The organism is Bifidobacterium sp. ESL0728, assembly GCF_029392015.1.
GTDB lineage: Bacteria > Actinomycetota > Actinomycetes > Actinomycetales > Bifidobacteriaceae > Bifidobacterium.
Map to the genome: position 1 here is coordinate 1,560,656 of NZ_CP113925.1, position 25,085 is coordinate 1,585,740.

The 25,085-nt window shown below is 55.1% G+C and carries 19 protein-coding genes and 1 tRNA gene; 8 read left to right on the plus strand and 12 right to left on the minus strand.

Annotated features, from left to right (window positions below; genetic code table 11):
- The first annotated feature begins 6 nt into the window (after positions 1-6).
- On the plus strand, positions 7-3,129 hold the full coding sequence (locus OZX67_RS06130; protein WP_277141826.1) for a DUF2156 domain-containing protein: 3,123 nt from the start codon (positions 7-9) through the stop codon (positions 3,127-3,129).
- 122 nt (positions 3,130-3,251) lie between these two features.
- Here the strand turns inward: OZX67_RS06130 and OZX67_RS06135 are convergent, their stop codons facing one another.
- The 4 genes from OZX67_RS06135 to OZX67_RS06150 form a co-directional block, all read right to left on the minus strand.
- Entirely contained in the window at positions 3,252-3,683 is a 432-nt protein-coding gene (locus OZX67_RS06135) for a transcriptional repressor (protein WP_277144968.1), read from the minus strand.
- A 264-nt stretch (positions 3,684-3,947) separates the two neighbouring features.
- The gene (purK, locus tag OZX67_RS06140; RefSeq protein WP_277141827.1) at positions 3,948-5,117 is read right to left on the minus strand and encodes a 5-(carboxyamino)imidazole ribonucleotide synthase; all 1,170 of its coding nucleotides are present in this window, start codon (positions 5,115-5,117) and stop codon (positions 3,948-3,950) included.
- Positions 5,101-5,598 carry a 5-(carboxyamino)imidazole ribonucleotide mutase gene (gene purE, locus OZX67_RS06145; protein ID WP_277141828.1) on the minus strand — a complete coding sequence of 166 codons (498 nt, stop codon included), beginning with the start codon at positions 5,596-5,598 and terminating at the stop codon, positions 5,101-5,103. The genes purK and purE overlap by 17 nt, the downstream gene beginning before the upstream one ends.
- Before the next feature lie 477 nt (positions 5,599-6,075).
- Positions 6,076-6,384, minus strand: coding sequence for a YhbY family RNA-binding protein (locus OZX67_RS06150; protein WP_277141829.1), 309 nt, complete (start codon positions 6,382-6,384; stop codon positions 6,076-6,078).
- Positions 6,385-6,787: 403 nt separating this feature from the next.
- Between OZX67_RS06150 and OZX67_RS06155 the strand changes: the two genes are divergently transcribed.
- The 5 genes from OZX67_RS06155 (at position 6,788) to OZX67_RS06175 (ending at position 10,738) form a co-directional block, all read left to right on the plus strand.
- Entirely contained in the window at positions 6,788-7,810 is a 1,023-nt protein-coding gene (locus OZX67_RS06155) for an ImmA/IrrE family metallo-endopeptidase (protein ID WP_277141830.1), read from the plus strand.
- Positions 7,785-8,348 (plus strand): DUF4411 family protein, encoded by a 564-nt coding sequence (locus OZX67_RS06160; RefSeq protein ID WP_277141831.1) that lies wholly within the window; start codon positions 7,785-7,787, stop codon positions 8,346-8,348. The genes OZX67_RS06155 and OZX67_RS06160 overlap by 26 nt, the downstream gene beginning before the upstream one ends.
- 70 nt (positions 8,349-8,418) lie before the next feature.
- Positions 8,419-8,492: transfer RNA gene (locus tag OZX67_RS06165), tRNA-Arg, on the plus strand.
- A 45-nt stretch (positions 8,493-8,537) separates the two neighbouring features.
- Entirely contained in the window at positions 8,538-9,851 is a 1,314-nt protein-coding gene (locus tag OZX67_RS06170) for a sensor histidine kinase (RefSeq protein WP_277141832.1), read from the plus strand.
- Positions 9,848-10,738: a response regulator transcription factor gene (locus OZX67_RS06175; RefSeq protein ID WP_277141833.1), complete on the plus strand. Its 891-nt coding sequence runs from the start codon at positions 9,848-9,850 to the stop codon at positions 10,736-10,738. Before OZX67_RS06170 ends, OZX67_RS06175 begins: the two co-directional genes overlap by 4 nt.
- Positions 10,739-10,747: 9 nt before the next feature.
- Here OZX67_RS06175 and OZX67_RS06180 read toward each other — a convergent pair whose 3' ends face one another.
- Both OZX67_RS06180 and OZX67_RS06185 read right to left on the minus strand, forming a co-directional pair.
- Entirely contained in the window at positions 10,748-12,793 is a 2,046-nt protein-coding gene (locus tag OZX67_RS06180; RefSeq protein ID WP_277141834.1) for a hypothetical protein, read from the minus strand.
- The gene (locus tag OZX67_RS06185) at positions 12,786-13,565 is read right to left on the minus strand and encodes an ABC transporter ATP-binding protein (protein WP_277141835.1); all 780 of its coding nucleotides are present in this window, start codon (positions 13,563-13,565) and stop codon (positions 12,786-12,788) included. The genes OZX67_RS06180 and OZX67_RS06185 overlap by 8 nt, the downstream gene beginning before the upstream one ends.
- A gap of 237 nt (positions 13,566-13,802) precedes the next feature.
- On the opposite strand from OZX67_RS06185, the gene OZX67_RS06190 reads away from it, so the two are divergent.
- On the plus strand, positions 13,803-15,062 hold the full coding sequence (locus OZX67_RS06190) for an ATP-binding protein (RefSeq protein ID WP_277141836.1): 1,260 nt from the start codon (positions 13,803-13,805) through the stop codon (positions 15,060-15,062).
- 172 nt (positions 15,063-15,234) lie between these two features.
- On the opposite strand, the gene OZX67_RS06195 is transcribed toward OZX67_RS06190, so the two are convergent.
- The 6 genes from OZX67_RS06195 to OZX67_RS06220 all read right to left on the minus strand — a co-directional run bounded on the left by OZX67_RS06195 (position 15,235) and on the right by OZX67_RS06220 (position 23,562).
- A complete protein-coding gene (locus OZX67_RS06195) occupies positions 15,235-16,428 on the minus strand; it encodes an SLC13 family permease (RefSeq protein WP_277141837.1) in 1,194 nt (397 codons plus the stop codon).
- Positions 16,429-16,842: 414 nt separating this feature from the next.
- Complete coding sequence (dnaG, locus tag OZX67_RS06200) at positions 16,843-18,960, minus strand: DNA primase (RefSeq protein ID WP_277141838.1); 2,118 nt, start codon at positions 18,958-18,960, stop codon at positions 16,843-16,845.
- Between the two features lie 168 nt (positions 18,961-19,128).
- Positions 19,129-20,412: a deoxyguanosinetriphosphate triphosphohydrolase gene (locus OZX67_RS06205; RefSeq protein WP_277141839.1), complete on the minus strand. Its 1,284-nt coding sequence runs from the start codon at positions 20,410-20,412 to the stop codon at positions 19,129-19,131.
- A 214-nt stretch (positions 20,413-20,626) separates the two neighbouring features.
- The gene (alr, locus tag OZX67_RS06210; RefSeq protein WP_277141840.1) at positions 20,627-21,985 is read right to left on the minus strand and encodes an alanine racemase; all 1,359 of its coding nucleotides are present in this window, start codon (positions 21,983-21,985) and stop codon (positions 20,627-20,629) included.
- Between the two features lie 307 nt (positions 21,986-22,292).
- Entirely contained in the window at positions 22,293-22,829 is a 537-nt protein-coding gene (locus tag OZX67_RS06215; protein ID WP_277141841.1) for an N-acetyltransferase, read from the minus strand.
- 244 nt (positions 22,830-23,073) lie between these two features.
- Positions 23,074-23,562 carry an S-ribosylhomocysteine lyase gene (locus tag OZX67_RS06220; RefSeq protein ID WP_277141842.1) on the minus strand — a complete coding sequence of 163 codons (489 nt, stop codon included), beginning with the start codon at positions 23,560-23,562 and terminating at the stop codon, positions 23,074-23,076.
- A 127-nt stretch (positions 23,563-23,689) separates the two neighbouring features.
- Between OZX67_RS06220 and OZX67_RS06225 the strand changes: the two genes are divergently transcribed.
- Positions 23,690-24,979, plus strand: coding sequence for an AbiH family protein (locus OZX67_RS06225; protein WP_277141843.1), 1,290 nt, complete (start codon positions 23,690-23,692; stop codon positions 24,977-24,979).
- Positions 24,980-25,085: the final 106 nt, after the last annotated feature.

The following is a 25,085-nucleotide window of genomic DNA, read 5'->3' on the forward strand; positions in this document are numbered from 1 at the left end:
GTGAAGATGCAAACAGACGCAGACAACAACAAACCGACGGGGCGGCCATCGGCACCTCCCACGACGAATAGCGTGCCGCCGGCTGCAGTCTCGAACGTTTCAGAAACGCCAGGAGCCGGAACCACCCAGAACTCAGGGCAAGCCGCACAAAACAACACTGCGAATAAAGGCCAGACCAATTCAACTGGTCAAACCCAAAAGTCCTCTCACTCCGGGAAGAACGCAGGAAATGGGTCGAAAGGCAAGAAGCGTGGCCCCTCCAGCTGGAACGTGCTCGGTCATGACATCCTCAGCTGGATATACAGCCACCTCTTCGCCATCATCGTCGCTGCATTGTTCCTCGTCGTCAACATCTTCGATATGGTCTCCACGGCCATACGGCATCTGCATGCTCCTGCCTCTGCACGTACCTTAAGCCTCACCGAAATCCTTCTTGGGCGCATGCAAAACGGCAGAAGGCCGCACGATCCCTTCCAGCAACCGCTTCACAGCCAGGACATCATTCCATGGCTGACGAAGATCCTGCGTTCTGCGGTATTCGTGCGCAGTCCCTTGATGCTCATCATCTACACGCTGCTCATCGTTATCATCCTTGCTGTGGCGCAATCTCGACTCGGCGCTTTGAAAACGACGTTCGCGGCATTGTTCAGCGCCATCATCGGTTCGACTCTGGGCCTTCTGGTCTGCGTTCTGGTCGATATGGCCATGCACGACTGGCAGAGCATGGAGCGTCTGCCCGTGTTGCTCTCACCCCTGACCATCATCATCGGAGCACTGATGGCGGAAAGCGCCTACGAATCAGCACTATGGCGGCGGCGCATTCTGCTCCTCGGCTATACGGTTATCGGCACATTGCTGCTTTTCAGTGGCAATCCTGGAGACTACTGCACACTCGGCGCCGCGATTGTCGGCCAACTCACCGGCCTGCTGATGCACGGCCCGATCAAGGACCACATTCAGTGGGCCAACAGCACCGACTACGAGATCCGTCGCCTGTTCGCCTTCGCCCAGCTGGTGCTCGCCATCGGTCCCCTGCTGGCGCTGACTTCCACCTCGCACCTGGGCCCGCTGACGACTTTCGGCCTCTTCACCTCTTCCATCTGGGGCGATTCCTCGCTGCTCACTTCCTGCAGCGTGAACCAGTCGGTCACCAGTTGCCTGCGCTTGGTGGCGACCAGTAAGCATCTGGCCATAGCCGGCCTTTGGCTGCATATGCTCCTGCCTATCGCGGCCTTGGCTTTGGTGGCCTGGGGCCTTTACCACGGACGTCGGCTTGCGGCATGGGTGAGCATCGTGCTCAATGGTGCAGCCGTAGTGTTTGCCGTGCTTTACTATGTCGTATTCCCCTTTACCATCACCCCAATGAGCCCGAGTATGGCCAGCCGCTACAACTTCATGCCTGCTTTCATCACCACCGCCCTACCACCCTTGGTACTGATTATTCTGATGATTCGCGAACTGCCACATTTCAGCGTTTCCACTGGAACTTTCCGGGTCCGCAATGGCATTGTCGCCATGGTGGGCATGCTGCTGATCACCAGTTGCGTCTATATCGGCTTCGCCGTGGCCGCGCCTCAGGATTTCAGGCCCCGCCCCACCGTCAGGCTTTTGATCATGGATATGCTCCGTAGGCTTTTGCCCACCGGCTTCGGCGGACGCAAGTCCACCGCCCTCATCGTTCCCCAGACCGCAATGGCGACATTGGTGAGCGAAGGTCTCACCGTCGTCTTCTGGCTGACGGTGCTTATCGTCTTCATTCTCTGGTTCCGCGACAACGTCACCCCCGACGAACGCGACCGGAAGAAGGCTGAGGCACTGGTCACCCTTGGCGGTGAATCCATGAGCTTCATGACCACTTGGGAAGGCAACCACTACTGGTTCTCCTCCACCGGCCGTTCCGCCATCGCCTACCGCGTGCTGCACGGCATCGCCCTGACCGTCACCGGCCCGTTCGGCGACCCGAACGAATATATCGACGACCTGCGCGAATTCACCAAGTTCTGCGACGCAAAGGGCTGGTCACCTTCCTTCTATGCCGTCCACGACGACCAGCGTGCGGAGCTCGAAAACATGGGCTGGTCCTCCATCCAGGTCGGCACGGAAATGGTGCTCGACCCGAGCCAGTGGCAGACGCGCGGCAAGAAATGGCAGGACATCCGCACCGCCATCAACAAGGCCAAGCGCGACGGCATCACCGATGTGCTCACCACCTATGACGATGCCGGTTTCAATATCGACCAGCAGATCGTGGACATCTCCGAGCAATGGGCCCAGCTCAAAGCGCTGCCGGAAATGAAATTCACGCTCGGTGGCATCGAGGAATTGCGTGACGACCGCGTGGCATTGCTGTATGCCGTGGACGGTGAAGGCACGGTGCTCGGCGTCACCAGTTGGCTGCCCACCTACCGTGATGGCCGGGTCATCGGTTGGACCCTTGATTTCATGCGGCATCGCACCGACAGCCCCAACGGCATCATGGAATTCCTCATCGCCCGCATGGCCGAGCGTCTGCGCGATCAGGGCCAAACCGACCCGGCCAACGCCGTGGAATTCATGAGCCTTTCGGCGGCCCCACTGGCAGGCATGGGCGAGAAGGCCCCCGCCGCCGCTGACAAGGCGGTTGAAGGCGAAAAGGTCAAAAAGACAGGCACAAGGGCAAAGGCCGACCAAACCGAAAAGAGCGATAAAGCCAGGAACGGCGATAGAAATGCGGCCCAAGACCCAACCATATCTTCGCCCCAAACCGAAAGCGCAAACAACGTTTCAGGCAACGGCTCCGAAAAGGCCAAGACGGATGTATCCTCTGCGAAGAACAGCGATAGCGGAAAACCCGCACCAGCCGACGGCGAGAAGACGAAATCCGCTTCCCCGAGCGGCACGGAAATCATCGAACACGCCCTGCAGATTGCGGCCGACGTGCTTGAACCCGCCTACGGTTTCAAATCGTTGTTCTTCTTCAAGAAGAAGTTCCAGCCTATCCCTGCCCCGATCTATATCTGCTATCCGGATTCGGCCAAGCTCGCCCAGATCGGCATCGCCGTGGTCAACGCCTATGTACCCGAACTCAAGCCGAAGCAGGTCGTCGATATTGTGAAAACCATGACCTCAACGGATAAAAGCGACAAGTAGACCGCCGGGAAACCTAGACGAAACAAAAAGGATAGCGGTCAGTCACAATCGGCTGGTTGCTATCCTTTTGTATTCAAAGAATGTATTTTCGATAATCACGAAGCGAAATAAAATCCCAGAACTCAAACGCGTTCTTGGGCAGCATCCGAATTCTCCAAACGCTGGCAGTCCGGGCACAATCCAAATACTTCAAGCGTGTGCGAGCTGACCGTAAAACCATGCTCGTCTGCGACCTTGCGCACCCATTGCTCAGGAGGCTCGATCTCCACGGTCTTGCCGCAGTTTTCGCACACCAGATGGTGATGGTGCTCGCCGTCCTTGCAGATACGGAACATCTGCTGGTCGTTCAAATGAATGGTGTCAGCCCTGCCGTCATCAGCCAGCGCGTTGAGCTGCCGATAGACCGTGGAAAGACCGATTCCCTGACCCTCCTCGCTCAGGATCCGATAAAGATCCTGCGCGGAAACGAAATCGTCGCAAGCGGAAAGGGCCTTCAGCACGGCGTCTTTCTGCCAGGTATGCTGGCTGCCGCGCCTGCCACCGTGGGAAAGCATTCTACGTACGGAACGTTCTCCATCATGCTGCTCGTTGGCTAACACTGTTCAAGACCTCTTTCGTAATCGCCGCTTGTTGGCTACAAGGTCGCCACCGCCGGGAATAGCGGGCTGCCTCATCAAACGCAACATGCATTTTACTCGCATTTCTCTGACTTGAAAAGGGCGATTAGGCCGCTGGAAACCATCACGGACAAAATCAAGCTACGCAATACAGTAGCCATCAATGATATGGCTAGCTGACCGCACACGAAAACCGGTTGACTATTGCCGCAAATCATCCCAACAGCCGGTGGCCTCAAGCTCGTCGACCGTACGTTGCGTGTCGTCGGTGAGCACCGTGATATGTCCCATTTTGCGGTCCTGACGGACTTCCGCCTTGCCATAGTCGTGGACGTACCATTCCGGGTGCTTGGCGATCAGCTTGCGCGTCGGAGCCACGTGCTGGCCCAAGACGTTGGCCATCACGGCCGGACTCAGGAGCTTCGGCTGCGGCAACGGCCACCCGGCGATGCCACGGATATGGGCGTCAAATTGGTCGATGGAACAGGCTTCGATGGTGTAATGGCCGGAATTGTGCGGACGCGGGGCAAGCTCGTTGACCACCACGCGGCCGTCCTTGGTGATGAACAGTTCGATGGCCAACGTTCCGGCCAGCTCAAAGCCTTTGGCCAGACGCAAGGCCAGAGCCTTGGCTTCCTCGGCGATCTCGTCGCTGACCTGTGCAGGCGCGATGGTCAGGTGCAGGATGTTGTGGCGATGTTCGTTGCGCACGATGGGGAATGTGACGAAATCCTTGCCGTTGCCGGAAATGAGGATCGAGGCCTCAAAAGCGAAATCGACGAAACCTTCCAAGACGGATGGCGGGAACGTGCCCTGCTTGTCGCGTTTGTGGACTTTCGCCAGATCTTCCGGCCCGTGCAAAACGACCTGACCGTGGCCATCATATCCGCCGCGACGGGTCTTCAGCACCGCTGGATACCCGATTTCTTCCACGGCCTTGTCAAGCCCTGCCAAGTCATCAACTTGTCGCCAAGGCGCGGTCTGCGTGCCATGGTCGTTGATGAACTGTTTCTCGAACACGCGATCCTGCGTCACGCGCAACAAATCCGTTCCCTGCGGGACGGCGACGCTGCCACGAACCTCGTCAATGGCATCGGCATCAACGTTTTCGAATTCGTAGGTGAGTACGTCGCTACGCTCGGCCAACTCGCGAATCGCGGCCTTGTCATCGTAATCGGCCGTGACCTGGAAATCGGCGACCTGGGCGACCGGGCAATCCGGCGTCGGGTCGAGCACGCCGATACGGAAACCATGATAGCGTGCGGAAAGCGCCATCATGCGCCCGAGCTGCCCGCCGCCGATGATGCCGATGGTTGCGCCCGGCATCAGCGTTTCAATCTTTCCGTTGGTCTCTTCAGACAAGCTGGGCATTGGATTCCTCCACCTTCTTCTTGAGGCTTTCGCGATAGCCTGCGAGCGCATCAGCCAAGGAATCGTCGGAAATGCTCAAAATACTGACCGCCAGCAAGCCGGCGTTCTGCGCACCGGAATTGCCGATGGCCGTCGTCGCCACGGGGATGCCGCCAGGCATCTGGACGATGGAAAGCAGGGAATCGACGCCGGAAAGCGCATGCGATTTGACCGGCACGCCAATGACCGGCAGCGTGGTCTGCGCAGCGACCATACCAGGAAGGTGAGCGGCTCCCCCAGCTCCCGCGATAATCACTTTGATGCCGTTCCGGCGGGCATTATTCGCGAAATCCGCCATCAATTCGGGTGTCCGATGGGCGGAAATGACTTGTTTTGAATAGGAGACATTGAACTGGTCGAGGGTGTCGCAAGCGTGACGCATCGTCTCCCAATCGCTTGCCGAACCCATAATCACTGCTACTTTTGGTGCGTGAGCTGCCATGATACCTCCGAAGTATCGATTGGAAACCAGAGCCGGTTCCCACTTTACGCGGCGGGAACGAGAAAATACGTCTGTTCAAAGTCGCTTAATATGACCGATTATCAGGAATATTACACCGTTCACAACTCAGCCAAACGATTATCATACTTACGATATTTTTCGTTCTTCATGTCTTTAATGCTGGGATACAGACTATAAAAATCTTTAAAATGCCGTTTACCAGCACCGACGCAATCAGAATAGGGGGAGGGACACTTTACTGCTGGAAAACGGATTCCTATTCCTACTCAAATACTGTTTGCCAGCACCAGCGCAACCAGATTTAGTGACAACTACACTTTAGTGCTGGAAAATGGACTCTAAGAATCCGGAAAATGCCGTTTACCAGCACCAATACAGTCACACACATATTTACTGCTGGGAAACGGACTTTTGCTTTCACTCAAATGCCGTTTACCAGCACTGATGTGCATTGTGTCAGTGGACGAGCTCAATCTTGGTGATTCCCGGCTTCTTGGAGGGCCGGTAAAGTACGAAACGATGGCCGATGACCTGCACCAGCTGCGCGCCGATCTGACCGGCGAGGGTCTCCCCGACCTCCTGCTCGTCGACCGGGCAACCGTCCTGCACCACGCCCTTGAGCAACTCGTGCGATTCGAGCGTCTCCGAAGCCTGCTTCACGGCAGCATCGGTGACCCCGTTCTTGCCGATCCACAGCATCGGCGAAATCTTGCTCGCCAAAGCCTTGAGCTGCTTGACCTGTCGTTTGTTGAGTTTCGTCGCCATCAATAAATCCTTACTTTCATCAAGGGGTAACAATATTTCTCGGTATTGCCCGATTCCGTCTTATGATTTGTTACTGCACCCACTATACCAACGCGTCTTCACGCTTTGCCATTACCATTGCTTAGATACCGAAAAGTACATTGACCTTGAAACCTGTATAAAGCAATCTTGAAAAGGCTCGAATTCCACATCGTTTAACCGTATAATAAAAAATACGATTACACCAGCAAATCAGGAAGGCTTCATGGCTCAGATTACTGTTCAACCAGCAACACTGCGCTGGGCCGTTTCCTAGAGCGGACATGACGTAGGGGCGATTGCTTCTCGCCCGGAGCTCAAACAACTTCCCGAATGGCTGCAAGCGAAACATCCCATCAGCCTTTCCTTCACTAAAATCTCTGATTTGAGTAAGGCTTTGCAGATTCCTTTTGGACGTCTGGTACGCACTTCTGTGCCCAAAGTACACGAAGATGAGCTCGTCAAGTTCAGAACGGTCAACAACGCCGCAGTGCCATTGAGCAAGAGCCTCGAAGACATCATCGCCAAAATGCGAGTCCGTCAGACTTGGGCACATGACGAATTGATGAGTCTTGGTTTTAGCGGTAATACATTCGTGGGTTCTGTTGACAATACAAAAAACGCCAAGGAAATCGCCCAATCCATTATTCAGGCGCTCCAATTACCTGAACATTGGACGTTCGATAAAAGCGATCGTAAGCGTTTCAATTTCTTAAGAGACACCCTTTCCAAAATTGGTATCATGACCATGGTCGATTCCAAAGCGGCAACGAACGAAAAACTTGACATCCAAGAATTCCGAGCTTTCACTCTTTTAGACGATATCGCTCCCCTCATTTTCATCAATCGCAATGACTCGGACAAAGCCATGCTGTTTTCTCTTTTGCACGAACTCACCCACATCTTCATTGGGGCCGAAGAGCTGTTCAACGCGTCCGAAGCCGAATTTGACATCTCCGATCAGGAACGTCTCATCAACCAAACTGTCATGGAAATCATTTTGGGTAATTCTGATTTCAGAAAGGAATGGCTCAAAGAATCGGAAACGAAATCTTCCAGAGTTGAAGTCGCTGAAACGTTTTCGAGTCACTATGGTTTAAGCACGTTGTCTTTCCTCATCAAAGCGAAGCAAGACGGATTGGCAAGCGAAAGAGACATCAAAGAGGAATACAACCAACTCGCACAACCTTCTTTAAAACAAACAAAAAAGAAAGAAGGCGGAGATGCGAACGTCACGAATTCCTTCCACTTGGATAGCAGATTCGTCAGTTTGGTAAAACAAGGAATAGATTCCAATTCCATTTCCTATACTGATGGTTTTTCTCTTCTCGGAATTAAATCTGAACGAGCGTACGACGGACTTCTAACAAAGAAAGGGCTGGATGATGACATCACAATTCCTGCTTGATTCAAATATTTTCATTGAATCCCATCGCCTCCATCACCCTTTCGGTTTCGCTGAATTCCATCCTTTCTGGAAATGGCTGGAACGCTTGAATAAGGCGAAGCGGATAATTATGCTCGATTCCGTTTACGCCGAATTGACGAAAAGGGACAGCGAAAAGAACCTCGACGAACTAGGCACATGGGTCGAAGCGACTTTCACTCCGCCTTTGTCTCATCACACCGATGAAATCGGCGCATTGTATGTACAGATACAGGATTACCTGCAAGATTGTCAACTTTATACTCCTGAATCCTATGCGCAATGGGAGCCCTTGGATAAAGCCGACCCTTGGCTGATTGCTGCCGCAAAGACCAACAATGCCATTATTGTCACCAATGAACGAGCGGTTCATCCGACCAAAAACCAGAAACTTAAGCGAGAACCTAAAATTCCGGATATAGCCGAGGAATTCCACGTTAAGACCATGACACTCCGAGAATTTTTTGATGCCAACGGTTTTCTCAAAAGAAAACCTTACCCGTTGCAACCTTCTTTTTAATTTTTCTACACCTTGGAGTAAGCGCATTGACGTTATACGAGTCAACGGTACTGCTAGAATGAAGCAGCACGGTCCCGTAGCTCAGTTGGATAGAGCAACTGACTTCTAATCTGTAGGTCGCGAGTTCGAATCTCGCCGGGATCACTTGTTTTGTTGGCCGGTTTTCGCCGGACGTGCCGAAGGAGTCAGATGTCTGATCGCGGCAAAGACAAATCGACAGAAAATCCGTCGAGGTTCAGTATCAATCGGAAAGCGCCGCGCCGCCGATTTCCCAAGTATTCAGCGCTGATATTCGCTTTGGCATTTGCCTTTATCATTCCTGATTCGGCGTATGTGGGTCATTTCGTACTTATGGTTCTGCAACCGGTACTGATTCTGTTGCTGTATACCGCGATGGTCAAAGCGCCAAAACTGTTCTGGCAACGTGCAGCGGCGCTGATTCTGATTGCGGTCTGCATATGGTCGGCACCGTATCTGCGCCACGGCGGGCAACTGCTTACCTATATCGTCATAGCGGAAGCGTCGATCCTGTTCAATGCCACATTCGGGTACGTCGCCATCATGCTTTCCGCAGTAGCCATGTGGCTGCTCTCGCCGATGCTCAATCCCTTATCGAGCTCGCGTCTCCCCGATTCCATCGCCACGTCAATCTACATATTGTTCGCCGGAGTCCTCTTCATGGTCTACACCGTGCAATCGGAGAAACTGCAACGGGCGAACGAACAACTCCAAGACAATATACAGCAGATTGAGTCGCTGACCCTTTCGCGCGAACGGGCAAGGATGGCCAGCGAAATGCACGATTCCATAGGACAACAGCTCACTGCGATACACTATGCCCATGAATCCGCGGCAAACGCCACAGCACTCGCAACAGGCCTGACAGAAACAGAACGGGCAACGATCAACAAATCAATCGCCAAATCCGATGAAATCGCCGAAGGCGCCTTGTCCGAAGTCCGTCAGATGGCACGCGCCCTGGACCCGGCGGCGTTTGGTCAAACGCTCACCAACGAATCAATCGGCGCGATGGCACGCTCGTTCCGTCAGACCGGACTTGAGATGCAGACCGACATCACCGGAGAGGTCAGTCTGTTAGGCCCAGACGAACAAACATTGTTGTTTCGCGCTTTGCAGGAAACGCTGACCAATGCCGTACGCCACGCCCACGCCACCAAGGTACGACTTGCTATCGCCGTCGGCGGCCACGAGACAACTCTGCGCGTCGAGGACGATGGTCCGGGCATTGGTGTGGACGATATCGATCACGGCTTCGGCCTTGCGGCGTTGCGTCAGCGTATGGAACAAATCGGCGGAAGTCTGACCTTGGGAGAATCGCAATCGCTTGGCGGAGCCAGCATCACGGTGACCATTGCAAAACCGAACAAGAGGAAGTCAACGAAGCCATCACAATCGTCAAATTCGGATACTGCAAAACACATTTCCAAGGAAAGTGGAGAAAACAACGCAACGACGCCCACGAAAGGAACGGACAAGTCATGAGCGATGCCGTCGAATCCGAAGCGACCACGACCAACCGGCCCATCCATCTGCTCATCGTGGATGATCAGGAGCTTATCCTCACGGGGCTCGCTGAACTCGTCACCTATATGCCCGGTGTGGAGGTGACCGCGCAATCACAAAGCGGTCAGGCGGTGCTTCAATTGCCAGAGAGCACACTCAACTCAATCGATGTTGCTCTGGTCGACGCGCGCATGCCGCAGATGGACGGACCGGAGCTAATCGCGCAATTGCATGACAAATATCCTGACATCAAATGCATTCTGCTCACCGCGTTCGATGAGGATGACAACCTGATCAATTCCTTGAAAGCCGGTGCTGTCGGCTATCTGCTCAAAGACATCTCCACAGCCGATCTCGCCGACGCCATCCACCGCGCAGCCGAGGGAGGCCGGATCATCGGCGCCAGCGCCACTGCTCACGCCATGCGTCTCATCTCGCAATCCGGCAAGCAGGACGATAGAAACTGCGATAATGCGGCTTTCTCGGCCGACTCCGATGAACAAGCCACAAGCAAAAGAGCCGCAAGAAGATTTGATATATTCTCTACCGCAGCTTCCCACGAATTTGTATCCGATAAGCGCACCGATGGAAATATGGAAGCCGATGGAGACTCCTATGTCGTAGCAAGTGACGTTTCCGACATCGCCCACGCCAGTTCGGAGACCCGCACATTGCTTGCCGGGCTTACACCACGAAACCAGCAGATCGCCCTGCTCATCGCCCAAGGCCACACCAATTCAGAGATTGCAGACAAGCTGTTTCTCTCCCCAGGAACGGTGAAAAACCACGCCAGCCACATCTTCGCCAGCCTCAACGTCCGCAACCGCACCGAACTGACCGCCCTGCTCGGCGGCACGTTGAACTGAAACCGGCACTCATCGACCGCCGTTGCGGACAACGCTGCGATAAACCGAACGGTATAACAGGCCGCCGCAGCCGATGACAATCAGCAACGCGAGCGCCATCATGCCCAGCTGAGGCCACGGCACATACACCCGCGCCGCATGCCAGTAGCCGACAAGCCTCGGCTGCTCGGTGAGGTTGGCGGAAATGACGACGGTCACCATCGAGAGCAGACCCGCCGTGCCGACCTCGATACCGGTGCGGATGCAGCCGGTCATAGCCCACTGCCGTTCGCTCATGCCAATCATCCAAGCGGCCCTGGCCTCGCGGCGGCGCGATTCCGCATCGTTGGCGACCACGGAGACCAAACCCACCACCGAAATGAGCAGAATCGGATAGACGAAGAAATATACACCGACTCGGTTGCCGCCCGCGAACTCGCGCTGAGATACCGCACCAAACGGCAGTTGGTCGATAACATCCGCGGTATTCGAAACGCTTACAGAACGACCGCCTGTATCTGACACCAACCCACGGGCCCTGTCCGTACGGTCTTGGTGAATGATCGCCATACGACGGCCATGATGATTTTCCATTGGGTTAAGTGAACGCGGTACATAGAGATTGCCGGTCATTCCGCCGCCCATTCGTATGACGGAAGTGACTTTGCTGCGATGCCAGTGACCGTCCGCTCCCGCTATGCAGACCGGTTGGCCGATTTTGTTTTCCCCCGCCGACACCACACCATTGCGGGCATCCACGTCGCCTTGTCTCGCGCCGACCGGTATGAAATCCGAAAGCGAACCGCTATCGATGACCGAAGAAAGGCCTTCACCCGACGGATAGCCTTCGGCCAGATCCTCCTTCATCTGTTTGTCGCAACCACCAGAATCGGAGTACAGATACCTCACTTGCGTGGTCGGCGACAGCACCAAGGCACGAGGATCGGCTTTTCTCGCCAACATACGCAGATATTCGGTGCCAGCTTTCCCTGCCCGTCCGGTCTCCATCACCGACGTGCCATCGAAAATCGCGTGCAACGAAGTGCTGGCGGCATGGTCTTGGAAGGTCTGCAGCCCATAGAAGAACACAAATACGGCCACGGCCACCACCGTGATGCTGAAAATCGACATCGATTTGAGCGCCGCTACATCGCGCAGGGCGATGTCCGCCCACGAACGGCCACGCAGCCGCTTGCTGATGCCACTACCGATGACGCGCAGCAACGGCTTGGCCAGCCGGGCGATACCCCAACAGACCAAAAGCGGCATCACACCGTTACCCATCTGCGCCGCATCGCTGTTGGAGCGTGAAGAGGCGATACCCCAACCGATGCCGACGACGAACATGACCGCAGTGATGAGGTTGCGAATGACGGCGGAGAACCAAGTATATGCGCTCCGTCTTGTCTTGCGCTCCGGGGCAGAGGAAAGCACCAGTCGCGATTTGCCGACCTTCCTGCCGGAAAAATAAGCGGAAACCATCGCACAAACCAAGGAAATCAGGACGGTCTGCCAAACCGCGTTAAAGAACCCAAAACCGGTGCGCTTGACCGCATCTGTGCCGAGGAGCCTGAAGAGGAAGTAGAACAATGCGTTGCCCGGCACACCAAGTACACACGCGCCAAGCGCCGAGATAAGGGCAATAGGCAACTGCACGCCGATCATCGCCCGAATCAGCCAACGAGGAGTGGCACCCATTATCCTTAAGCGCATCAGGTCGTCCCACTTGGTGATGAAAGCATGGTCAGTGGTCGTCTTGTCAATCAGGACTGCGGCGACAACCATGAAGACCAGAAACGTCCCCAAGTCACCGGCAACGCTCGGAACCGAGTTCACAGCCCACGCGAGCACGAATATCAGTGTCATCGCCGCCATGTTCGCCGCACCGTTAAGCAATTGCAAGCGTCTATTGCCTCTCCAAAGCGAAGAGACGATATGCGAGCCGCTCATCCTGACGCTGTTTCGTGGCCCATTTCCCCTACTGGCAGCACCGCCCACGCCAACTGTATTACGTATACCGACTTCGGCATCCGTCACGTTCATGCTCTTGACTCTCTCGGTTCCGGGCTTACTCATGACGGCCTCCCAACAACAAATCCTCGATTTGCGGGGCGGAAAGCCCGTTGCCATATTCGCGCACGATCCGACCATCAGCCATCAGCACCACACGGTCGGCCGACGAGGCGACCACCGGATCGTGCGTGACGATCAGCGCCGCCTTGAGCCCGGCCCGCATGGAGGCATGAATGGTTTCGATGACCTCATCTCGTGCCTTCGGATCGAGGTTGCCGGTCGGCTCATCAGCGAACAGCACATCCGCACCGATGGCGAGCGCCCTGGCGATGGCGACACGTTGCTGCTGACCGCCGGAAAGACTGGTGACGGGCGTGTCCAGCGGTTTATCGGCAAGCCCCACGCATGCCAGAGCCCGCAGCATCTCGTCGTCACCCATCCGCTCGCCGCGAATAGAAGCGGGCAATGCCACGTTCTCCCCGATAGTCAGGTTCTCGAGCAGCATGTAGTCCTGGAAAATGAATGCGAAGCGCGAGGCGCGCAGTTGGGCCAGTTTTTTCTCACCAAGCTTGGCCAACACCTTGCCATCGAACGTCACCGCGCCTCGGGTGGGTTTGTCCATTCCGGCCATCGCCCGCAGCAGTGACGACTTGCCGCAACCTGAAGGACCGATAACCGCCACCGTCTCGCCTTCGCGAACAGTCAGGTCGATCGGTCCCAGTCTGAACCCGAAGTCGCGGAACAAACCTGCGGCACGTAAAACCTCTCTGGTTCTTTTCTGTTGTTGCATGGGATACGTCGGTGTTGCATAGCTTGTGATGTTTTCGTTTTCCATATTTTCATCGTCACATATTCCAAGAGACTGTGCCCGGTGCCGAAAGTCACTGTTTTCCCTTAAATGTCGCGGAATGGCAAATCGAAAATCATCGGGACTCCATTCAGGATTTAGGAAAATTCGCAATGGCCGGAAGAATACGAATGAACGAAGCAACAATTGCGTAAGTGCCGGAATATGGCGGAATTGCAATAAAAATATGATATTCGTGTCGCAAAGTGACGATAAACTCAAGTCATGGATTCGGACAAGGAAACGCCCCAGACCGCTGATAATAACGACGCTCGGCAAGCCGCTGACGCGTTTCCCACCGCGCTGCCTTTTGACCATCGTGCAAGCGCAAACCAAAATCTGAGCTTCGAATATGCAAAACCGGCGTTCGCTTCGGCTGGACTTGAGTGGTCCGACGACAACCTTGTTCGCTTGCACCTCTTTGACCCTGAAAAGCAAGCCACCAATGTAGCTCTATTGCTTGGCGACCAATGTCCGTACCTCGTCAAATGTGCGGTCTTCGAAGGCGACACCAAGACGAATCTGACCGAACGTCAGAATGTTTCAGGCTCTGTTTTAAACCAAATCGATGCCACGATGATGTTCCTGAACCAGCACAACTCTGAAAATGCATGGCCAGAGGCCGCGTTGCGCGAGTCGCTGGTCAACGCCGTTCTGCATCGGGATTACGACAAAAGCGGCCCGATTCTTATCAGCATCTTCGATTCGAGCATCGAAATCGTCTCGCCCGGTGGCCTGGTGGACGGCTTCGAGGTCAACGACCTCTTGAACGGGGTCAGCGAATCGCGCAACCCGTGGCTGGCCGAGGTGTTCGAGGCTCTGCACTTGAGCGAAAACTACGGAACCGGCGTGCAGCGTATCCTCGATGCCTATTCACAAAGCCTTGCCAGCCCGCAACTTCGCGTCGGCCCGGGCTCGGTGGCGATGATCCTGCCCAAGCCGGTACTCGATTCCGCATGGCCAGAGCCACATATCACCGACGAAAACGACGAAGAACCAGGAAACGGAACGGATAATCCCGATAACGATAATCCGGGCGAAGGTTCCGGCAAAGCCAAGCGCTATACATTCCCGCTGGGCGGTCCGCACCTCTTCACCACCAACCCCGCCGAAGCGCTTGTCGGAAGCACAGTGCTTGCCGCGACCCCATTCTCGTCCGTGGTTTTCGCGGGCAGCAAGATCTGGCAGCTCCTGAACGGCAACCCCGACCCGAAGGAACTGGCCGAACTCCCGGATAGCGTCAAAGCGCAATTGCAGCAATGGATGGTCGGCAGGGAAACGAATCAACTCGAGATTGATGCGCTCGAGCAAATCACCAAGCATCTGCTGTCGGAGCGGAAAGAGGCCATGAGCCTGCGTGAAATCCAAACCGAGCTCGGCACCGATTCCGGAGAACTCACCAACGCACTTGAGGGGCTCACAGAAAAAGGCGAGTTGAAGAGCGTCACTTGCGGCGAAACAACAAAATACTCGCTGCCGCGTTAAGCGCTATCTGGTGTGGCTCGAGAACGTTTCTTCAATAACCGTTCGTCGTCACCGTTCGATTCGTCTTGCCTGTTTTCTCTAATTCGACGGAGACAGACAGTGCAACATATTTCATACATTCAGCGAACATACAAGAAAGAATGTATTGCAATACGGATATCAATCTATTGTCTCAGTTGATAATGAGCGCCAATCCCAGCAATACCGCCAAAAACAGGACATTGACCGCAGTATACACAAGCAGATAACGGCCCTTCTTGTCCGGGTATTTACGCGCGATCTGCTGGTAGGAAATCAGCGAGGCCATCGAGGCAATCAACGTGCCCAAGCCGCCAAGATTTGTGCCGATGATCAGCTCGCGCCACTGGCTGCAGAAGCCGGAAAGCAGGATGGAGGTGGGCACGTTGCTGATCAGCTGGCTGGAGGCGACAGCGACTTCCATCGGATGCTGGTTGACGATTGACGCCACGAAATTCGAGAATTCCGGCACGCGGCGCATGTTGCCGATGAAGATGAAGAACATGACGAAGGTGAGCGGCAGGCTCCAGTCGACCTTGAGGAACGCGCGACGGTCGCAGATCAGGAACGCACCGAACACCAGCACGCACATGAGCCACAGCGGAATCGACCCGCTGACAGTGAAAATGCAGATAAGGAACAGGGCGACATAAACGATTGAACGCCAGCCGCCGTAGCCTGCCCCGTAGTTGAGCACGCGGACCTCGTCGGGCTGCTGGTCGCTTTGCGGCGCAAACAGGGATTGCTCGATGCCCTTGCGCCCGAGCCCAGCAAAATCCGCCTGGCTATCGCGACGACGGAACACAATCAAAATAACGATAAGCAACAGGATTGCCGAAGCCAAGGAGAACGGCCCCATTACTGTAAGGAACTCCGAAGTCGGCATCTTGGAGACGGACTTGAGATAAAGATTATGGGCGTTGCCAACGGGTGTCAGCATACTGCCGGTGTTGGCACCGATGGTCATCAATGTGGCCACAAGAATGGCCTTGTCCTCCATTTTCGCCATTACTAGCACCGAAATGGCGAAAGGAATGAACGTGACCAGAGCAACGTCATTGGTGATGAAAATCGCGGAGAAGAACGTCAGGGAAACCAGCGCAATCACCAACGCACTTTCGGTGTGCACGTGTTCGAGCAGTTTGGTGCCGATGATATGGAAAACGCCGATGCGCTGGAAGCCGCAGACCACAAGCATGAGGCAGACCAGCTGGGCGATGGTGTTGAGGTGGATATAGCCAAGGTACTGGCGATCCGGGGGAACGATGAAACACGAAATGATGGCGAGTATCGTCGCCACCACCAAAATGGTGTCGTTTTTCAGTTCCTTGACGATCCACTTGCGCATCAATACACCAGCCAGACCGTCAATCGGGAATGTTCGACATCATGACCGCGTCTCATTGATGCAGTCCAATCGGAAGGCGACATTCTCGCGCGGCACTCCCAAACGTCTCGATCATCCAATTTCCCCATCCATCACAAAAGGCCGATGCAACGGTCAACGAAGACACACTTTGGCAAGAATCTCACCTCACAACAATGCGCGCATTCGTTCTCTTACTTCTTATTGTATGGGTATTTGAGAGCGCAAAAGTACGAAAAAACGGGCTTTCAGCGACCATTTTCGTTTGTAGTACAGAAAATGGCAGGAAAATTCCTAGACTTTATTGGTGTTTTTGGGGTGGGTAAAAGCGACCAAAATTGCAAAAAAAGTTGTGGAAATTTCCTACAGCTTGCCGTGTTGTGGACAAAGAACCACTCAGGCTACGGCATTGCCGTAAACCTGGGCCTGCAAATCCTTTCTGGCCGCCTCCATATTGGTGATCTCTCCCAAAATCCTGATTTTTCCCTCGCCGTCAGGCATCTGCGCCATTTTTCGCTTCGCGGCACCGATTCGACGCATATAGCCGACATCGAGGAGACGCGCGGTCAGTTCCGCGGCATAGCGCTGCTCTTCCGGAGTCGGCGCACGAAGCTGGGCGGCTGCCGGGTTGGGCGTATCGGCACCGTTGGCACCTGCGCCTGCTCCCCCAACATTCGCTTCGTTGGCGTTGCCGTTCTGGTCATCGCCACCCGGCAACGGCAGTGGCATGACCGCCAGCTCGTTGATGACCTGCTCGAGCATCGGCCCGCCTGCCTTGGTGAGATTGTGCATCCAAAGTCCCTGTGGCGTGCTGTTGCTTGGCAGACCACCTGCCGCAGCAATCGCCTGGAACAACGTGCGGAAAACCGGAGTCATGAAATCGGCGAGCGTGAGTTGCGCGAATGAATTGACATCGATGGCGCGCGGCACCTGAATGAGCACGGCCATGAACTGCTGCTCGCAGATGAATACCGCGTCGTCCACGCGGAAGTAGGCCTGATCGGAGGCATCGCGGTGCTGCAGGGCCTTGCGCGCGGCAGGGTTCGCGTACGTGTTTTCATTGTTGCGATTACGTGCTTCGAAAGCGTTTCCGCCCCGACGTTTGGGCGCATAGGCATCGTCGTCACGCACGTGCAGCTGACGACGTGCACTGTTGACCTCACGGCGCATGATGTCAAGATCCACGCCGATACGGCGGGTGGCTTTGCGGGTGTAGATATCAAGCAAGGAACGGTCCCTGATTTGCGCAATCAATGGAGCAACGGCTTTTACCGCACCCATCTGGCCCGTGGTATAGGACGTGTCGAAACGAGCGATGGCAGTGTCGATAACGAAATCATAAAGCGGTCTCGCGTGATCGATCAGCGAGCGCACGGCCTCGTTGCCCTGCTGGATGCGCAGGTCACAGGGGTCGAGATTGTTGTCGGCGACGGCCACGAACGTCTGTGAGAGGAACGCCGAATCGAGACCGAAAGCATGGATTGCCGCCTTCTGCCCCGCCGCGTCGCCGTCGAAGGTGAAGACGATACGCGAGCTCAGTGATTGCCCTTCCACCTTCAATGGTCCGACCAGTTGGACGGCACCCAAAGAATCGTCGGAAATCAGGCGACGGATGATTTTGGCGTGGTCTTCGCCGAACGCAGTGCCGCAGGTGGCCACGGCGGTGTCGATTCCGGCCAGATGACAAGCCATCACGTCGGTATAGCCTTCGACGATGACGGCCTGTCGCTTTTTGACGATGCTGGATTTGGCCAGATCGATGCCGTAAAGCACCTGAGTTTTGCGGTAAAGCTGGGTGTCGGGAGTGTTGATGTATTTGGCATTGATATTGTCATCATCGTAAAGCTTGCGAGCGCCGAAGCCGAGCGTACGCCCCGTGGAATCACGGATTGGCCATGTGGCGCGGCCGCGGAAATAGTCGTAAATGCCGCGCTGGCCCTGACGTGCGAGCCCGGCGTCGAGCATCTCCTGCTGGGTGAAGCCTTTGCCGGCCAAGTGACGGACAAGGTTATCCCAACCTTGAGGGGCATAGCCACAGCCGAAACGCTGGCAATCGGCCTGGCTGAAATTACGTCCGCCCAAAAGCTTTCGTGCCGCGAGCGCCTCCGGCGTCATGATTTGGGAGACGAAGAAACGCTGCGCTTCCTCATTCGCTTCGAGCAAGCGTGCACGTTTGGAACCGTGATGCTCCTCCCTGCCGCCATCGCTTTTTTCGTAATGCAGTTCGATATGGTATTTGTCGGCCAGAAGTTCCACGGCCTCGCGGAAGTCGATGTTCTCCCGATGCTCGACGTAAGCGAAGACGTCCCCGCCGAGACCGCAACCGAAACAGTGCCAAACACCCAGCGAAGGACGGACGCTGAAGCTGGGCGTCTTCTCGTCATGGAAGGGGCAAAGGCCCATGAAAGTACCGGTACCCGCGGCTTTGAGCGTCACCGTCGAGGAGACGATGTCATAGAGGTCCGCCGTGGCACGAACCTTTTCCACGTCCTGTTTGAGAATCATTCCAGCCATAACTGTTCACCTTACCGCGCGCCATGCATGAGGGCAATCGGGATGAAGCTACAGAGATAAAAATCAAGGCTTCTTGATTTCCGCAAAAATAAGGAAACGATTCAACGGTTCCTAAAACGCTCAACAAGCGGTTCGCTTGAAACGTCTACCCCAAGATTTTTCTGAAATTCAGCAAATCAGGGAATGCAGGGTCATCGCGGAACCGTCGGTCAAGCTGGCCACCTGGTCGATGGCCACACGCAGACGCTCGTCATCGTTGGTGGACTCGTTCCAGTCTTCAAGGAAGACGGTTTCCAACGCATCGGAAGGACGCGGCGAATTGGCCATCAGCACGTCGACCAAATCGGCGACAATCTGCCGCTCCTGATCGTACAACGGCTCGCGCTCCCGCGGCGCCATGACGAAGTAAACCGCAATGCCCTTGAGCGCGACGATCTCGTAATTGGTCTCGTCGGGGATGACGACGTTGGCACTGTAACGTGTCAGCGGGCCCTGCCCGTATTGTTCGCGTGTCGCCTGTTCCACGGAACCGGCGAACCGGCCGATCAGCGAGCTGGTGATGTTTTTCAACTGTGCCAGCGCCTGTCGCGATCCGTTGAAATGCGAGGGGAACATGTGCCGCTTCTTCAGACGATGCAACGCTTCCAGCAGCTCATCAGGATCCCATTGCTGCCCATACCATTCACGGGTGATTTCCACAATGCCGTCGAGCACCCGCGAATCGGCCAAGGCAAGCGGGTTGAAAGCGCCCGTGGCGATGGCATCCTCAACGTCGTGCACGCTGTAGGCGATGTCGTCGGAAAGGTCCATGACCTGGCATTCCATCGGCTTGGCGTCTTTCGGCGCCCCGGTTTTAAGCCAATTGAATACGTCGACATCATCGGGATAGACGCAGAATTTCAGACTGCGCTCCCCCTTCGGGTGCTGTGGAGCCTCGGCGAGCGTCCAAGGATATTTGACCGCCGCATCGAGCGAGGCGCGAGTGAGGTTGACACCTGCGGAGCGTCCATCAGGATGGAAGATTTTCGGTTCAAGCCGCGTCAGCAATCGCAAGGTCTGTGCATTGCCTTCGAAACCGCCGATTCCGGAAGCGATGTCCGCCAACACCCGCTCACCGTTGTGTCCGAAGGGCGGATGGCCGAGGTCGTGGGCCAAGCAGGCACAATCGACCACGTCCGGGTCGCAACCGAGCATCGAGCCTATTTGACGGCCAATTTGTGCGACCTCAAGCGTATGCGTCAATCTTGTTCGAGCAAAATCATCGGTTCCGGCCACCAGAATCTGACTTTTCGCGCCAAGCCTACGCAAGGCCGAGGAATGGATGAGACGGGCACGATCGCGTTGGAAAGCGGTGCGGGATTGGGATTTCGGTGGCTCGGGAGCCCAGCGTTCTTCGTCAAAGGCATCATAGCCTTCGTCGGCCAGCACTTCCTCGCCATCAGCTGTTTCCATCACGTACCTCGCTCCATAAACCAAGCCATTGCGCCAGTCCGCGGACATCACCTATCGAGGCCGGCACTATATATTCCCGATGATAGCCCACATCATCTGCGCACCCAATAGGAATCTTGAGATCATGCCAGGTATCACAGAACTGGGTGGTCACCATAATCGCAGCGACCATCCAAAATCAAGTTCGCTAGATTTGCCTAGAAAAGCACAAACATCACAGCAACGTCTTGGGGCTGAGCTTGCTCATATCCTGCGGATCGAGTACTTCGGCCGCATGCAGGTAGAGACGCGGGATGCGAGTACGAAGACAAGTGAAAATCTCATAGCTGATGGTATCGGCGGCACGCGCCCAATCGTCGGCTGTCGGCTCGACGAACTGCTCGCCGCGTCCTGGCCCGAAGAGTTCGACGGTATCGCCTTCATGCACGTCGAGTTTCTCGGAATCGCCATGCAGGTCGAGGATGAACTGGTCCATGCACACGCGCCCGGAAACGCGCATCAGCTTCGGCCCTTCATTGGTCATCACACGCACCGGCCCGCCTGGCTTCTTCGTATGCTTCGCGCCGGCCTCATCGAAGCCGGAGGCGGAGCGGTGGATGCCGTCGGCGTAGCCCAGCGGCACGATGGCTGTGCTGGTCTCCTCGTCGGTGATATAGGTGCGTCCGTAGGAAATCCCATGTCCAGCCTCGACTCGCTTGACCGTGGCCAGCTGCGCCTGCAACGTCATCGCCGGCGTTAAACCGTATTTCGAGGGCGTGCCCATAGCCGGATCGGCCTCGTAACCATAAAGTCCGATACCCGGTCGTGTCAGTTCGAAGCGTGTTTCCGGACGCGAAAGCGTGGCCGCGGTGTTCGCGATATGGCGGATACGCGGCGGAATACCGGCCTTCTCCATGCGTGCGGTGAACTGCTTGAAGCTTTCGAGCTGCTGATCGGTCGCCTCCACGAATTCGGGAACGTCGGGCGCGTCGGCCACTGAGAAATGGCTCCACTGCCCCACAATGTCGAACACGTCTTCCTTGGCGAGCGGCACAAGCTTGTCAAGCGCAGCTTGGAATCCCTCTGCGGTGAAGCCATTGCGGCCGAAACCAGTATCGACCTTGATATGCACCCGCGCCGGCATGCCAAGTTTGCGTGCGGCGGCGGCCACGGCGTCAATGCCGTCGAGCGAGCCCACCGAAATATCGATATCGCTGGCGATGAGCTCGATGAGCGGGGCGTTGCGCCCGTTGTACATCCACGTGAGAATATGGCAACGGCTCGAATCGATGCCGGCCATACGCAGCAGCAACGCCTCACGCGGTTGGGCGGTTCCCAGCCACGTCGCACCACCCGCGAGCGCCGCCAGCGCGGAGGGAATGAGCCCATGCCCGTAACCGTCGGCCTTCACCACGCCCATCACGGCCGTGCCGGACTTCGGCCCGCCGACGACCTCTACCAGGTGCCGCATGTTGTCACGCAGCGCCTTGAGGTCGACGATGGCCTGCCCTGGGTAGCGTCGCAGCGCTGCAGCGTAGTTCGCCTTTCCGAGAGTAGACGAGAAAGGCCATGGTTCGAGTGCGTTCAATGTCATAACCAATATTGTGTCGCGCACAGGTGACGAACGCAAACGTCTGGGCCAAACAGCTACATAAGCGACAAATTTATCGTTATATAGAATAAATCAGCCCGCTAAAGAATTTACGACATCGCTTTTTCTTACGTCATTTCGTTTACAGGCGGTTTGCATATCCATAAAAGAATTGACACAATTAGACATTCCCGCCCCTGCTGGAACCGATAGGCACCTAACTAAAGTGAGGCCATCCATTCGTATCGTGCGTTTAGTCAGTTTTCAGTTAACGCAGAAATCTTGTCATTCCAATACTCAGGCAACGTCCTCAGCGCTCGTGTCGCTGGTAGGCGACGCGCACGTCGGGTTTGTCGGTGATGTTCATGACATGGATCAGCCCGCAGCGCTGGAACCCATCGCCCTCGAAAACGTGCTGCATGGCCAAGTTGTCCGGATGGGTGTCGCAACGCACGTTGCCGTATGTCTTGACCGCCCAATCCAGGCAGGTCTTGGCGCTGTGGTGCTTGAGACCAGAAGAAGCGAGACGATGCATCGTGGCGTAATCGTCGTCGTCAAGCCACTTGCCCTCGATTTCGGCGTACGTGGGTTCCAGCCCGGTGAACATGGCGAACTGCGCAAGAATGCGTTCCGAACCGTTCTCGCCCTCGTTGTCCACCAAAAGAAACGCGTTGCCGCCATCGATGTCTTGCCGAACAAGCTCTGCCGGTGGCCAGGTCGTGCCCCACTGCGTCGGGTTGCCGTTTGCCGCCATGAGCTTTCTGGCCCGTTCGAAGTTGCGCTGGATAGCCTCGAAATCTTCCTGTGTCGCCTTGCGGATATGTTCGCTCGACTGCTGCCCGCTCATGGAATACCAACCTCACATACATCTATTACAAATACTGAACGAAAGCCTAACATGGGGGCTTTCCAGCGTATCGATATTCAGCTATTACAGATACGAAAACAAGGTTATAGGCCAGAATATTTGGTTTTTAACCTGAGTTTGGCCTATACCCCGAAAACAAAGAGACGCCGGCAAACACATTGCCGACGTCCCTTATCGTATTCAGATAACCACGACTCTCATGGAAGTCGCAATGTCCCCGGGATCAGACCACCTTGCGAACGTAGGGGTCAGAACTGATGCCCTCGTCGAGGATCTTCTTGCACCATTCCTTGGCGGTGAAGAGGCTGTGGTCGCGGTAGTTGCCGCAGCTCTTGATGTCCGTGGCAGGCACGTCGTCCCAAGTCGCCTTGTAGGCGATAAACTCGAGCGATTCCTTGAGCGCTTTCGCCACGTCCTCGGTGCTGTGCTCGCCCCAGGTCAGCAGGTGGAAGCCGGTGCGGCAGCCGAACGGCGAGCAGTCGATGTAGCCCGGGATGCGTTCGCGCAGCAGTACCGCGATGGTGTGCTCGATGGTGTGCAGACCGCCGGTCGGGATGGCGTTCTCGTTGGGCTGCACCAGGCGCAGGTCGTAATTGGAGATCACGTCGCCTTTCTCGCCCGTCTCGGTGTCGATAAAACGCACATACGGTGCCTTCACCTTGGTGTGATCGAGCTGGAAGCTCTCCGGCTGTGGCTTGTTCTCGTCAGCCATATTCAGTCCTTTCGTTTGAAACGTTACCTTCAGTCTAGTAAGCTAAGCATATATGTTCGAACGAATCGGAAAACGGATTTTCCAATACGATAATTACAATTACCTTTAATCGTTAGGGAGCGCTTTCATGTCAATCGGACAACTCATCATACTCGGTAACGGCTTCGACACCTGCCTCGGCCTGAAATCCCGATATTCGGATTTTTTCAATTGGCGTTTTTGCGAGCATTTCCAAGTGCGTCCTGACGGCAAACGTTCCATAAGTTCGAACTTGGAAGGGCACAAAGGATTAATCGGCAGCAATCTGCCCAAACAAAAAGACATCACGCTTTGGGATTATATATTCTTGTTTGAATGCGCAAACGGAACACGCATAGGAACCTGGTCGGACGTGGAATCGGTGATCCGCAAATGGGTCACCACCGACGACCTGCAAAAGCTGATTTCCTCGAACAGCGTTTCGTCCAATCTCTTTTCAAAACCACTTTCAAAGTATGCTCCCAAGATTCACATCGAGATACGGCGCATCGCCGAAGCGGGAATTGGATATGCTCAAAAATTATATAACGATCGAGCCATTGATGGTCTCATAGACGGGCTGCCCGGAGAAGAGCTATTCGGCGAGAATTTCCGGATTTTGAACATCTTGCACAACGAGTTGATCAAATTCGAAAACGCCTTCGCAAGTTACCTTGCCGACGCATGTCTGAATGACTACTACTACCCCAACGACGCCAATGAGCTGTACACAGCCATCAAGAACATCAGAATCGCCCCGGACACGATATCGCCGGATTCCGTCCTCAATTTTAACTTCACCAACGAACTTGCCGCATGCAAAAGAATGCGACATGTCCACGGCCTCGTACGACCCAGTTCCGGTAGGTCTGCCCCGGCCAAGCCACTGAAGTCGGACATTATATTCGGCATAGATGAAGTCGAGCGGGACGCGAAGGGGAAAAGGAAACTCATCGATAATCCAGCAGCATTCCAATTCACAAAAGCCGCCAGAACCTTGCAGCTTGATAAAACCGAGCAGCCTGTCGATGTCCTCAAGGTGTTCGAGGAAAGCACCGAACCGGCCTATATCAAATTCTTCGGGCACTCTCTGGGCGAAGCCGACTATTCCTATTTCCAGTCGCTTTTCGATCATGTCGACCTGTACAATCAGAAGGTGAAGCTGATATTCGTGTACTCGACCGAAAACAAGGGCGAGAAAACAAAAGACCACCCTGACGGCATTTACCCCTATAAGCCATACAGCCTGTATAAAAACATCGCAAAACTGATCAACAGATACGGAGAGACCCTGGACAACAAGGATCACGGCATGAATCTGTTGCACAAACTTATTCTTGAACAACGCATCAAAGTCCAACCCATCGAGTTACCTAATTTCGTGAAAAGCCACGAATAGAAATCACCCAATATAATCTTAACTTATAGCGCTTCAGAAAAGAGAAACTGCAGTTACTGAATTTTTGGAATCACATTAATTTAGATACATATCCTATCATTAGAAG

Excerpts from the sequence above, each read along its gene's own strand:
- OZX67_RS06130 (WP_277141826.1), top strand. The coding sequence starts at position 7 with ATGCAAACAGACGCAGACAACAACAAACCGACGGGGCGGCCATCGGCA.
- OZX67_RS06135 (WP_277144968.1), bottom strand. The coding sequence starts at position 3,683 with ATGCTTTCCCACGGTGGCAGGCGCGGCAGCCAGCATACCTGGCAGAAA.
- purK (WP_277141827.1), bottom strand. The coding sequence starts at position 5,117 with ATGCCCAGCTTGTCTGAAGAGACCAACGGAAAGATTGAAACGCTGATG.
- purE (WP_277141828.1), bottom strand. The coding sequence starts at position 5,598 with ATGGCAGCTCACGCACCAAAAGTAGCAGTGATTATGGGTTCGGCAAGC.
- OZX67_RS06150 (WP_277141829.1), bottom strand. The coding sequence starts at position 6,384 with ATGGCGACGAAACTCAACAAACGACAGGTCAAGCAGCTCAAGGCTTTG.
- OZX67_RS06160 (WP_277141831.1), top strand. The coding sequence starts at position 7,785 with ATGATGACATCACAATTCCTGCTTGATTCAAATATTTTCATTGAATCC.
- OZX67_RS06170 (WP_277141832.1), top strand. The coding sequence starts at position 8,538 with ATGTCTGATCGCGGCAAAGACAAATCGACAGAAAATCCGTCGAGGTTC.
- OZX67_RS06175 (WP_277141833.1), top strand. The coding sequence starts at position 9,848 with ATGAGCGATGCCGTCGAATCCGAAGCGACCACGACCAACCGGCCCATC.
- OZX67_RS06180 (WP_277141834.1), bottom strand. The coding sequence starts at position 12,793 with ATGAGTAAGCCCGGAACCGAGAGAGTCAAGAGCATGAACGTGACGGAT.
- OZX67_RS06185 (WP_277141835.1), bottom strand. The coding sequence starts at position 13,565 with ATGGAAAACGAAAACATCACAAGCTATGCAACACCGACGTATCCCATG.
- OZX67_RS06190 (WP_277141836.1), top strand. The coding sequence starts at position 13,803 with ATGGATTCGGACAAGGAAACGCCCCAGACCGCTGATAATAACGACGCT.
- OZX67_RS06195 (WP_277141837.1), bottom strand. The coding sequence starts at position 16,428 with ATGCGCAAGTGGATCGTCAAGGAACTGAAAAACGACACCATTTTGGTG.
- dnaG (WP_277141838.1), bottom strand. The coding sequence starts at position 18,960 with ATGGCTGGAATGATTCTCAAACAGGACGTGGAAAAGGTTCGTGCCACG.
- OZX67_RS06205 (WP_277141839.1), bottom strand. The coding sequence starts at position 20,412 with ATGGAAACAGCTGATGGCGAGGAAGTGCTGGCCGACGAAGGCTATGAT.
- alr (WP_277141840.1), bottom strand. The coding sequence starts at position 21,985 with ATGACATTGAACGCACTCGAACCATGGCCTTTCTCGTCTACTCTCGGA.
- OZX67_RS06215 (WP_277141841.1), bottom strand. The coding sequence starts at position 22,829 with ATGAGCGGGCAGCAGTCGAGCGAACATATCCGCAAGGCGACACAGGAA.
- OZX67_RS06220 (WP_277141842.1), bottom strand. The coding sequence starts at position 23,562 with ATGGCTGACGAGAACAAGCCACAGCCGGAGAGCTTCCAGCTCGATCAC.
- OZX67_RS06225 (WP_277141843.1), top strand. The coding sequence starts at position 23,690 with ATGTCAATCGGACAACTCATCATACTCGGTAACGGCTTCGACACCTGC.